Origin of the sequence: Kurthia sp. Dielmo, from assembly GCF_000307285.2 — a bacterium.
In the GTDB taxonomy this organism is placed as follows: domain Bacteria; phylum Bacillota; class Bacilli; order Bacillales_A; family Planococcaceae; genus Kurthia; species Kurthia populi.
On sequence record NZ_HE578959.1, the window covers coordinates 187,278 to 197,635 of the forward strand.

Consider the following 10,358-nt stretch of genomic DNA (forward strand, 5'->3'; position numbering starts at 1 on the left):
TTATAGAAAACAAGATGGAGGTTTTTAACATGGCTAAAAAGAATAATTACTTACTAGCAGCTGCAATCGCGGGTGCGGCAGCTTATTTACGAAAACCAGAAAACCGTGACAAAGCAATGGCAATGTTTAATGACACGAAAGGGAAAGTAAGCGAATTCGTGAATCAAAAGAAACAAGAGATGAATAGTAAACAAAATGCTGATAATGAGACAGGAGATCACACGATTATTCCTGACCGTAACACAGCTTACGAATTAAATGATAAAGAAATGGTAAGCGAAGGCTCAACACAAACAGCAGTTGACTATGAAAACTTAGCACAAGAAAAAGCAACACATGACACTGATACATCTTTATCAGAAAATAAAGAAGAGCTTGACCCAGAAGGCGGCATTCAAAAGCAATAAACCATCTAAGGCAGTGACATTTCAATGTCACTGCCTTTTTTGTATGGAAAAAGGGTATAGGTCAGTAACTAGATGAGGAGGGATTTATATGGATATGATTAATAAACCGACTGAAACGGCGAAGTCCGCTGTGATGAATCAGCCAGAAGTCGATCAAAACCTAGCGAGTGAGTTCCATAAGCGCATTATGGAAATGATTTTAGATTTTGAAGAGGAATTGGATGAAGAACATGAAATTGGTGTAAAGCTCGTAAACTTTGGCCAAACAGTGCAATTTAATATTACAGGCATCGGTTATTATAATCCAAGTTTGATTCATTTTCATGGGCAAACAGAGCAGGGAAATCGTATTGAGCTTGTACAACATGTATCGCAAATAAGTTTTTTACTGATGGCTATGAAAAAAGCAGATCCCGATCCAGAGGTGCCACCAAAGCGTATTGGATTTATGAAGGATGAAGAATAGGGGGCCATTATGGATTTAAAAAGAGGACAAAAAATCGCAATTGAGCCGGTGGATAGCTGCACGCTTACAGTAGAATGGTCTACTCCGAAAAAAGCAATGGATGTTGATGTGTCAGCCTTTTTGTTGGATGCAAATAATCGCTGTGTGCGTGATGAACATTTTATATTTTATGGGCAGCCACAGAGTCCGAATCAATCTGTACAATATCGTAAACAAACGGAGCAGGATGGCACGATTGAAGTGTTACTAAATCAAGTGCCGCAAGATGTAGAACGGATTGCTATTACGTTAACGATTCACGAAGGGGATACACAAAATTTGCGCTTTGAGCAAATCGACAAAATTCATTTGACGGTTGGAAATCGTCATCATTATCATTTTGGTGAGGACTTACAACAGGAAACAGCGATTGTTGTAGGAGAGCTTTACCGTCATAATGGCGCATGGAAATTAAATGTCATTGGTAGTGGTTTTAACGGTGGACTTCAGGCACTATGTGAACATTATGGCTTAGAAATCATTGATACACCACAAGAACCTCTAGAAAAGCCAGCGCCTGTGAAGCTTGAAAAAATGAATGTTAATTTGGAAAAGCGTCAATCTGTGTCGATTGCAAAATCAGAGAAATTTATTGCAACGCTTGAGTGGGCCAATCCGAAAAAAGATTTAGACTTGTATTGCTTTTATGTGTTGGCAAATGGAGAAACAGGAAAAGTGTATTACCGAGATATGGGGAATGCGAGTAAAGCACCGTATATTACATTAGATGGTGATAGTAAAACCGCGGGACAGGAAACGATTATTATTCACCAGCTTTCAAAAATTAGCTATGTGCTAATTGCGGCATATAGTGCTGTAAGTAACGGCTTTGGGAGCTTCAAGAAGATGAAGGCACAGGCTGTTGTGGATAATCAATTAGGGCAGCGTGTGACAAGTGGTTTATTTGAAAAAAACAACTTTGCCTATTGGGTAGCCATTGCTCATATTGATTTGAGTGAGACATCAAATGCGCGTGTGAGCCATGTCGAGAAATATTCAAAATCTGGCTCTGAACGTTCACCGGCTTTATATACGGATGGAACATTTGAAATGGATAAAGGACCAGTAGAATTTAAATAATGATCGAAGCGGGAACGCAATTATGAGCGTCTCGCTTTTTAAATGGCCTCATCTAATAAAGAAAAATGACCATTTTCAATCATTACTTGACCGCTTAGTAAGCTACCATGTTTGATTACTTCTTTGTGAAAAAGTGGACTGTCATCTTGAAACGGTAATTGTTGGACGAATAATGCATAGTGAATGAGCTCATGAATCAACACACGACGAAAAAGCTGTCTATTTTTACTACTAGCAAGCGAAGCATCAATAGCAATATAAGATGGCTCATACGCATTTTTCATCACAAAAATGCCGAGGCTACCTTCGCGTAATATTTTTGTAGATACATAAATAGGTACAGTTAAATCGACATTATAGTGTTTTCGTAAAAAACGTTTGGCAAAATGTCGTTCATTCATAACAATCAATGCAACGATTAAATAGGACCACCATTTTTTCATTCCTATCACCACCTCATTTTATTTATTTTTAGTATAGCAAACGTTTGTTCGTATTTCAAGTAATCTACTTTTCCCATCATATTTAGTAAGGGTTTAAATTGCGAAAAAACCACAATATGGTAAAATATAACCTACATTAGATAAAAAAGGAGCCTTTTTCGATGTATGGTATAGCACTATGTATTGCCGCAATGATATTTATCTGTGGAATGATTATTAAAATTAATAGAAATTCAGTTATTCCTAGTGAGCATATAAAACAACGTAAAAAATTATTAAAGCAAGCAGCAAAGGGTGATATCGACGCTCAAATTACGGTGGCACATTATTATTTTACAGGGCAATATGGTTTTGAAGAAGATGAGCAGAAGGCCTATGAATGGTATTCAAAAGCTGCCAAACAAGGTAGTGGCGATGCCATGAGTAAAATAGGGGAGCTATATCAGTATGGTTTTGGTGTTGAAAAAGATAATGCGAAAGCAAATTTATGGTTCCTTAAAGGTGCTGACCAGGGAAGCGCAGAAGCCCAGTTTCAATATGCGAATGCACTTAAACAGCAAGGTGATTACCGACAAGCCTATCAATATTATTATTTAGCGGCAGAGCAGCAGTATCCAGAAGCAGAGGATGAAATGCTACGCTTGAAACATACGACAGCATTAATTGATAAATAAAAAAGAGAGGCTTCGACATACATGTAAAAACAACCGCTTTTAGGAGCATAAGAAAAACCGGAATCGCTATAGTGCGGTTCCGGTTTTTCATTGCGAACACTAAAAAATGAAAATGACGTGTTTTGTTCCAGTCTTTTTCTTATTTATTTGCCTGCATTTTAATGCGTTCGCGGAAGACAGGGTCTGTGACAACTTGGTCAAAGAAGTTGTTAACGCTCATCGATAGTTTCATTTGTTCCTGAGGTGTTAAATTGTAAAGGAAAATGGCCATTTCTAAGCGGTTTCCAGCGTGGTCTGTCGTATAGAGAATGCCATTGACAGCTGATGCAGTAAGGCTTAGGAACTGAGCACCATGCTCGGCTTCTTTTTTAGCCTTTGGTGCAGTTAAAAGGCCATCAAGTAAAGGCATTAAATATGAATAAATTTCTTTACCAAATAATGTAGCATTGTTTAATTTTTTCACTAATGATACATAATCTTTAGCAGAGCCTTTTGGTAAATGCTCGGCCCATGTTTTCTTCGCTGCATTTTTCTTCGCTGCATTTTTTTGCTGAGCGGATTTTGGACTTTTCAGTAGCTCTGCATGAATGGCTGTTGCTTGCTTACGGTAGTCATGTAATGTGGCGTGTTGGTCCTCTACATACAGCGCACTAGCTGTTGGATAGATAGGGTCATGCTTTGTCATTTTCAGCTTGCGTAGCTGTTCATTGATTTCTGCAATACCTAGTACATGCATTAAATATTCAGCGTTCGCAAAGGAATTATATTGCAACATCCCTTTGGCAACTTCGCGAAGTGGTACGTCTTTTTTATAGCGAGCTTGCTTCATTTGTGCAATCCATTCGCGGTGTAGATCGCCTTCTAATTTAGGAATATGGAAGGCTTCGATATCATCAAATGAGACAAGTTGTTCGGCATCGATTTTTCCTTCTGCAGCCTGATGCGCATATTCAATCGCAATAATTAGATTGCTTGAATTAACAAGTGGGGCCGCTTGAAGTGGATTCACAGAGCCAATGCTTTTACCGTTGTAGTGCATCGCAAAGGATACTTTTGATGGGCTTTCTTTCGTAAATGTTAGAACGGATTCTGGTGTTAACATTTTCTTTTGCGATAGCGACATGAGCCCCATGAGCGCAAAAAGAACGATAAACACGATTAATCCGAGAATTAATAACATGTCATGATTCACTCCTTATGTAGACATCGATTTTATTATACCGCTCCATGCTTAAAAAAACCTCCAATAAAGGAGGCTAGTTGTTACCGTAATGTGTCTTGTAAATATGTGATTTCCTGCTCAGTCATCCCATGAGCCCCGTCTAACAACTTGAGTGTCGTATTTGGGAATACCGCTTCAAGTTGTTTTGTAAGTTTCATTGTATCACCAGGAAGGGCTAGCGTATCCATTGCGCCGCTTGTGACAATAATTTGAGCATTGCTACCTTCAGTAAAGGTATACGCTAAATTTGATGGGTGCAATAGTACAACGCGGTCTGCAATAGCAGGCTCTTTTTCTAATAAACCTAATACAAAGTTTGCGCCATTTGAAAAGCCCATAAAAGTAATACGCGTTGCTTGTTCAGGTCGTAGCTGTGGCCAGTCTTTTAAAAAAGCATCGATGCGTGCATCAAAATCAGCACGGTCAAGAGTACCAGCTTTTAATGGAGCAAAGAAACGGCGATTCGCGCCTTCATCTACATCTCCTAAAAATGATAATACATGCGCGTTCGGCTCAATATCACCTGCGATTTGCAACAGCGAATATTCATTACCTCCTGTGCCATGAAAAAGAACAATCCATTCATTCAGTGGACCTTCTATGGTAAAATGATTCATAAAGAAAAAACTCCTATCAATTAAATTAAAGGAAGTGCACGATGACAAATCCAATTATTCACCACGTCTCTGTTATTAATCGAGACGTACAACGTTCATTTGAATTTTATCATAAACTACTCGGTATGGAATTACTATTAAAAACGGTAAACCAAGATGATATGGAAATGTATCACTTATTTTACGGGGATACGACAGGGCGACCTGGTACAGAATTCAGTGTGTTTGAAATGAAAAGCGGTCCAACAAAAGCATACGGTACGAATTCATTAGAGCGTACGATTTTTGCGGTACCGTCCGAGGAATCACTCGTTTTCTGGGAAAAACGTCTACGCGAGCATGATGTATTTAATTGTGAAATTGAAGATTATAATGGCTCAAAAATTCTACGCTTTGAAGATTATGATGGCGTACTGCTAGGTTTAACACCTGTTAAGAAACAGGACATTTATTTCCCTCGTGAAGCAGCAGATATTCCGAAAGAGCATGCGATTTTAGGTATTGATTCTGTACATTGTCGTGTACGCTATGCGAAAGCTTCTGTTCGTGCATTTGAAAAAATGTTTGATGTACAAGAGATAAGTCAGTTTGAAGATAATGGGTACCAAGTGACGGTACTTGGACGCGAGGATGCTTTATTTGGTCAAACGTTGCATCTTTATGAGGATCGTACACGTAATTTAGAAGAAATGGGTGTTGGTGCAATTCAGCATATCGCGTTAAATGCACGTGGTTATAGTGAACTTTTAGCAGTTGAAGAGCAGATTATTAATAAAAATTTCCGTTACTCAGGCATTAAAAACCGAGAATTCTTCCAATCACTTTATTATCGTGAGCCGAATAATTTATTAATCGAAGTGGCAACAGAGCAAACAGATTTCCAAAAAGTCGACATGGATACAGCTGACTTTGCGGCAATCCCGTTATATTTGCCGCCATTTTTAGAAACTCGTCGAAGCTTTATTGAAAGCAAACTATAAAAAGAGGCTTAAAAATAACCATTCCTATGAGCATAAAAAAAATCGGAATCGCGCTGTGGCACGGTTCCGATTTTTTGTTGCGAACGCTAAAAGGAACATGACGTGTGTTGTCCTATAATGCCTCTATTTTTTCAAAAATACTTGTATACAAAGCGGGTAAGTCATCGTCATTTTCTAGTGGGAAAGTCCATATTTCTTCCTCATTTGTTTTAGCATCTGATACGTAAAGCGTTGTATGAGAGCCATCATTGAAGGAGTCGCTAGAGGCAGATGCATAGCTCATTCCTTTTTCAACAAATGGATAATGACGCTTTTTCGAATCAAAGAAAATAATCGGCATATTTGCCTTATGGTAAACAGCGCTATATGTATCTTTTGAAGCCTTATCAAAGGCGAGTGGTGTAATCATCACCGCATTGTAATTTTTTGCGATATGTGCGCTATCCTCCTTGAATTTCTCCAATGAAATTTCCTCAAATGTTACGCGGTCATTGTCATACTCAGGTATTTCACCAATGACAGCAATTTTTAGCGGCGTCCCTTCGTAGCTCACATTCTTTTGGGAGCAGGCCGCTAGCATAATAAGGCCTAGCATAAGAATCACCATTTTTTTCATAATATCACCTCCGTAGAAAGTGTAACATATTATAACAATTATACAAATTATGTAAATAACTGTTCGTTCAATAGTTCAATTTTTCCGCGTTCATATGTAATGTATTGAGCCTTACGCCAGGCACTTAAATTTGCAGTCACTTTTTGACGACTACAGCCGATTAGATTGGAGAGCTCCTCATGTGTCATCGGTAATTCAACGAAAGGCCGCCCATTTTTGTAGGTAATAAATTGTTTTAAAAACCAAGCTAAGCGTTCAGGGACCTGTAAATTTGTAATGGCACGCATGAAATTTTGTGTTTCGATTAAGCGCATGGCCATCATTTCACTGAGTGGTTTCCAAAGAATCGGTCGCTGCTTTAGCAATGCCTCTAACTGTTCTTTTGAAAGCGTATAATAATCAACTTCCGTTAAACTTACTGCATAACGAAGTCTTGTAGCAGTATGCGTCAATACCTCTGCTAAGCCATATAAATCGCCAGCTTTTCGAATGGATAGGGTAATATCCTGACCATCTTCGGTTTCTTGTCCAATTTTCACCCAGCCTGCTTTTAAATAATAAATATGTGTCGTATTTTCAGCCATTTGAAAAATAGAGCATCCTTTTGGAAGTGTATTTTTTTGGCCATGTTTTTCGATGTATGTAATGACTTCTTGCATAAAATCCCTCCCTACTATATTTTACCTTTCTTTTTACAGTTTCGTCACCTAAGTGACAGAATTGTTAGAAATTTTGCTTTAGAATCAGCTATATCATACAAAACATACTAAACTAATAGGTTTTATAAGTAGGAGGTGGCACGATGAATGAACCACATATCGTATTAAGCGATTTACATAAGGCATTTGACCAAAAGGGGCAGGACCCTGTTATTGCATTAGATAAAGTGAATTTAACGATTCAGAAGGGGGAGTTTTTATCTCTGCTAGGACCATCTGGTTGTGGGAAATCGACGTTATTAAATATTATTGCAGGACTTGATAAACAGACATCGGGCGCTATTGAGGTTAATGGAAAGCCGATTAAGGGACCAGGGAATGACCGTATCGTTGTATTCCAAGAGTCGGGATTATTCCCTTGGATGAGTGTTCTTGAGAATGTGATGTACGGCTTGTTAATTAAAAAGGTACCAAAAAAAGAAGCAGAGGCACGTGCGATGACATGGCTTAAAAAAGTTCATTTAGCGAAATTCGCTCATGCACAGCCACATGAATTATCTGGTGGTATGAAGCAGCGTGTCGCTATTGCGCGAGCGCTTGTGATGGACCCAGAGATTTTATTAATGGATGAACCTTTTGCGGCGTTAGATGAACAAACACGTATGGTCCTACATAAGGAATTAGAGTCATTATGGCGTGAAACGAAAAAGACGATTATCTTCGTTACGCATAATATTCGCGAGGCGGTCGTTTTATCCGACCGTATTTTGTTAATGAAAACGCGTCCTGGTGGCGTGAAGCGTGAATATACGGTGCAGGCATCGAGACCGCGCCAGGCGACAGATAGTGTACTCATTGATTTAGAGGGACGCATTTTATCTGAGCTACAGCTAGAAATGGAGAAAGTGTTGAAGGAGGAGTTTGGGGATGATTACGACTTTAAGAAGGATCAGCTTCGTGGTAATACTGATAGCCATATGGGAAGCGATATCTAAGTTTGAGCTTTTCCCAGCCTTTATGTGGCCGCCACTTATTATACCGAATGAGCCGGGTGGCGTAACGGTAATAAAAACGCTGATTAGCGGCTTAATAGATGGGCAGCTGCTAGAAGCAACAGCCCAATCACTCGGTCGGTTACTTATCGGCTTTATTATCGCCGTCATTTTAGGCACAATTATCGGATTCTTAATCTATAAATCCGAGCTTGTTGATGATACATTAGGCTTCTTCGTATCAACGCTTCAGTCGGTGCCAAATATCGTATGGTTCCCATTAGCTATTTTATGGTTCGGTTTAGGGGTCGAATCGGTATTATTCATTATTATTTTAGGGGCGACATTATCGCTATCGATAACGCTTAGCACCGCCTTTAAAAGTGTGCCACCACTTAATATTCGCGTAGCGCGTACGATGGGCTCAAAAGGATTCCATTTATTCCGCACCGTTATTTTTCCAGCGAGTGTCCCACAATTCATTGCTGGTCTACGCGTTGCCTGGGCGCTTGCATGGCGTGCAGTGCTAGCAGGGGAATTACTAGGGGGTAGTGGCGGTCTAGGGACATTGCTTGATATGGGCCGTTCGCTACAATCGATGGATTTAGTGTTTGCGATTATGATCATTATTGGTGTCATCGGCACAATTATTGATAACTTTGTTTTTGTAAAATTAGAACGCGCTGTGTTACGTAAGCGCGGCATTCAAGTAGTGAAATAGGGGGAGAATCTATGAAAAAGTTCAACAAATTTTGGCTATTCGCAGTCTTATCGATTGTGACGCTCGTATTAGCCGCATGTGGTAGTGAGGATAAAAAGGGTGCAGCAGAAGACAAGGATAGTGTGAAAGAGGTACGCATTGGGTACTTTCCAAATATGACGCATATCGCAACAATTGTGGCGCTCGAAAAAGGCTTCTACCAACAACAATTAGGCGATGATGTGACCATTAAAACAAATACATTTAATGATGGCTCGGCTTTTATGGAGGCGATGTCAACGGATGCGATTGATTTAGGTACAGTTGGGCCAACACCCGCACTAACAAGCTATATGAAAACACCGAAGCATCAAATTATTTCAGGTGCCGTTAATGGTGGTGCTGTACTTGTGGTCGGTAAGGATTCAGGTATTAATTCTGTCAAAGATTTAGCAGGTAAAACGGTAGCTATTCCGACATTCGGTAGTACACAGGATATTGCATTAATGAAAGCATTAAAAGAGGCAGATTTAAAAGTGAAATCAAGTGGCGGTAACGTAAATACGGTAAAACAAGCACCAGCAGATACAGCAGCATTATTTGTACAAGAGCAAGTAGATGCAGCCGCAACACAGGAGCCTTGGGGCGTAAATATCGAGAAAAATGCGGATGCTAAATTATTATTAGGGCCAGACGAATTCGCGTGGGGTAAAGAATCAACAAATACGGTTGTCGTTGCACAAACAGATTTTACATCTGCAAATCCTGAAACGACGAAAAAAGTGCTAAAGGCACATGCAGAAGCCGTCGATTTCATTAATGATAATCCAGAAAAAGCCATTGATTTATTTTTAAAACATGTGAAAGATATTACAGGTAAAGAGCTATCGAAAGAAGAAGTGACAGAGTCATTCAAACGTTTAACACCAACAACGGATGTTAATGAAAAAGTGCTTCAAGAAATGGCGACGATTTCAAAAGAAGCGGGCTATATTTCAAAAGATGATATTAAAGGTTTCGTTGATTTAAGCTACTTAAAAGAAGCAACGAAATAATATGAAAAAAGGAATCGCGATTAGGAACTGACCTAAAAATCTGAGACAATATAAAAAGAAAAAGACACGTTCAAGGGTATACAATCTTTGGAGGTGTTTTTTGATGGAAAAAAAACAAACGTATTCATACGAAACAAAAAGGAAAGCCACTCGAGATAAAGTTGGCAAATGTGCCAGTGAATGAAAAGATGAAGGTATGTGAGATTAAAAATAATACGCAGATTTATCAATGGGTGAAGTGGTATCAAGAAGGAGAGGTGCATCGATTACAACAGCCTCTTGGAAAACAATACAGCTATGGAAAAGGACCATTTCAAGAAAATTTAGATGAAGGGATAGCGCATAACAATCCGCAAGCAGTCAAAGAAAAAGGCGTTATCATGAGCATGTCTCGCAAAGGCATGCCCG

The 10,358-nt window shown here is 39.2% G+C and carries 13 protein-coding genes and 1 pseudogene; 9 read left to right on the forward strand and 5 right to left on the reverse strand.

Features of this window, described 5'->3' with window-relative positions:
- Nucleotides 1-29: 29 nt before the first annotated feature.
- The 3 genes from KTHG_RS12145 to KTHG_RS12155 all read left to right on the forward strand — a co-directional run bounded on the left by KTHG_RS12145 (nt 30) and on the right by KTHG_RS12155 (nt 1,992).
- Entirely contained in the window at nt 30-407 is a 378-nt protein-coding gene (locus tag KTHG_RS12145) for a hypothetical protein (RefSeq protein ID WP_126989359.1), read from the forward strand.
- 88 nt (nt 408-495) lie between these two features.
- The gene (locus KTHG_RS12150) at nt 496-873 is read left to right on the forward strand and encodes a DUF6173 family protein (RefSeq protein WP_126989360.1); all 378 of its coding nucleotides are present in this window, start codon (nt 496-498) and stop codon (nt 871-873) included.
- A gap of 9 nt (nt 874-882) precedes the next feature.
- Complete coding sequence (locus KTHG_RS12155) at nt 883-1,992, forward strand: TerD family protein (protein ID WP_139993879.1); 1,110 nt, start codon at nt 883-885, stop codon at nt 1,990-1,992.
- Nucleotides 1,993-2,030: 38 nt separating this feature from the next.
- Here KTHG_RS12155 and KTHG_RS12160 read toward each other — a convergent pair whose 3' ends face one another.
- Nucleotides 2,031-2,435: a hypothetical protein gene (locus tag KTHG_RS12160; RefSeq protein ID WP_126989362.1), complete on the reverse strand. Its 405-nt coding sequence runs from the start codon at nt 2,433-2,435 to the stop codon at nt 2,031-2,033.
- A gap of 161 nt (nt 2,436-2,596) precedes the next feature.
- Here KTHG_RS12160 and KTHG_RS12165 point away from each other — a divergent pair, with 161 nt between their 5' ends.
- Nucleotides 2,597-3,109 carry a tetratricopeptide repeat protein gene (locus tag KTHG_RS12165; RefSeq protein ID WP_139993881.1) on the forward strand — a complete coding sequence of 171 codons (513 nt, stop codon included), beginning with the start codon at nt 2,597-2,599 and terminating at the stop codon, nt 3,107-3,109.
- A gap of 139 nt (nt 3,110-3,248) precedes the next feature.
- Here KTHG_RS12165 and KTHG_RS12170 read toward each other — a convergent pair whose 3' ends face one another.
- Both KTHG_RS12170 and KTHG_RS12175 read right to left on the reverse strand, forming a co-directional pair.
- Nucleotides 3,249-4,289, reverse strand: coding sequence for a serine hydrolase (locus KTHG_RS12170; protein WP_139993883.1), 1,041 nt, complete (start codon nt 4,287-4,289; stop codon nt 3,249-3,251).
- An 83-nt stretch (nt 4,290-4,372) separates the two neighbouring features.
- Nucleotides 4,373-4,948 carry an alpha/beta hydrolase gene (locus tag KTHG_RS12175; protein WP_126989365.1) on the reverse strand — a complete coding sequence of 192 codons (576 nt, stop codon included), beginning with the start codon at nt 4,946-4,948 and terminating at the stop codon, nt 4,373-4,375.
- A 41-nt stretch (nt 4,949-4,989) separates the two neighbouring features.
- Here KTHG_RS12175 and KTHG_RS12180 point away from each other — a divergent pair, with 41 nt between their 5' ends.
- Nucleotides 4,990-5,928, forward strand: a complete 939-nt coding sequence (locus KTHG_RS12180) for a VOC family protein (RefSeq protein ID WP_139993885.1) — start codon at nt 4,990-4,992, stop codon at nt 5,926-5,928.
- Nucleotides 5,929-6,040: 112 nt separating this feature from the next.
- Here KTHG_RS12180 and KTHG_RS12185 read toward each other — a convergent pair whose 3' ends face one another.
- Entirely contained in the window at nt 6,041-6,544 is a 504-nt protein-coding gene (locus KTHG_RS12185; protein WP_139993887.1) for an amino acid oxidase, read from the reverse strand.
- Between the two features lie 47 nt (nt 6,545-6,591).
- Nucleotides 6,592-7,203 carry a Crp/Fnr family transcriptional regulator gene (locus KTHG_RS12190; RefSeq protein WP_139993889.1) on the reverse strand — a complete coding sequence of 204 codons (612 nt, stop codon included), beginning with the start codon at nt 7,201-7,203 and terminating at the stop codon, nt 6,592-6,594.
- A 143-nt stretch (nt 7,204-7,346) separates the two neighbouring features.
- Between KTHG_RS12190 and KTHG_RS12195 the strand changes: the two genes are divergently transcribed.
- The 4 genes and pseudogenes from KTHG_RS12195 to KTHG_RS21265 form a co-directional block, all read left to right on the forward strand.
- Entirely contained in the window at nt 7,347-8,198 is an 852-nt protein-coding gene (locus KTHG_RS12195) for an ABC transporter ATP-binding protein (protein WP_186439585.1), read from the forward strand.
- Nucleotides 8,131-8,916 carry an ABC transporter permease gene (locus KTHG_RS12200; RefSeq protein WP_139993891.1) on the forward strand — a complete coding sequence of 262 codons (786 nt, stop codon included), beginning with the start codon at nt 8,131-8,133 and terminating at the stop codon, nt 8,914-8,916. Before KTHG_RS12195 ends, KTHG_RS12200 begins: the two co-directional genes overlap by 68 nt.
- A gap of 11 nt (nt 8,917-8,927) precedes the next feature.
- Nucleotides 8,928-9,950: an aliphatic sulfonate ABC transporter substrate-binding protein gene (locus KTHG_RS12205; protein ID WP_139993893.1), complete on the forward strand. Its 1,023-nt coding sequence runs from the start codon at nt 8,928-8,930 to the stop codon at nt 9,948-9,950.
- A 176-nt stretch (nt 9,951-10,126) separates the two neighbouring features.
- A pseudogene (locus tag KTHG_RS21265) lies at nt 10,127-10,358 on the forward strand (IS3 family transposase); the annotation flags it as partial.

Coding starts and splice junctions, on each gene's coding strand:
- KTHG_RS12145 (WP_126989359.1), top strand. CDS start 30: ATGGCTAAAAAGAATAATTACTTACTAGCAGCTGCAATCGCGGGTGCG.
- KTHG_RS12150 (WP_126989360.1), top strand. CDS start 496: ATGGATATGATTAATAAACCGACTGAAACGGCGAAGTCCGCTGTGATG.
- KTHG_RS12155 (WP_139993879.1), top strand. CDS start 883: ATGGATTTAAAAAGAGGACAAAAAATCGCAATTGAGCCGGTGGATAGC.
- KTHG_RS12160 (WP_126989362.1), bottom strand. CDS start 2,435: ATGAAAAAATGGTGGTCCTATTTAATCGTTGCATTGATTGTTATGAAT.
- KTHG_RS12165 (WP_139993881.1), top strand. CDS start 2,597: ATGTATGGTATAGCACTATGTATTGCCGCAATGATATTTATCTGTGGA.
- KTHG_RS12170 (WP_139993883.1), bottom strand. CDS start 4,289: ATGTTATTAATTCTCGGATTAATCGTGTTTATCGTTCTTTTTGCGCTC.
- KTHG_RS12175 (WP_126989365.1), bottom strand. CDS start 4,948: ATGAATCATTTTACCATAGAAGGTCCACTGAATGAATGGATTGTTCTT.
- KTHG_RS12180 (WP_139993885.1), top strand. CDS start 4,990: ATGACAAATCCAATTATTCACCACGTCTCTGTTATTAATCGAGACGTA.
- KTHG_RS12185 (WP_139993887.1), bottom strand. CDS start 6,544: ATGAAAAAAATGGTGATTCTTATGCTAGGCCTTATTATGCTAGCGGCC.
- KTHG_RS12190 (WP_139993889.1), bottom strand. CDS start 7,203: ATGCAAGAAGTCATTACATACATCGAAAAACATGGCCAAAAAAATACA.
- KTHG_RS12195 (WP_186439585.1), top strand. CDS start 7,347: ATGAATGAACCACATATCGTATTAAGCGATTTACATAAGGCATTTGAC.
- KTHG_RS12200 (WP_139993891.1), top strand. CDS start 8,131: ATGATTACGACTTTAAGAAGGATCAGCTTCGTGGTAATACTGATAGCC.
- KTHG_RS12205 (WP_139993893.1), top strand. CDS start 8,928: ATGAAAAAGTTCAACAAATTTTGGCTATTCGCAGTCTTATCGATTGTG.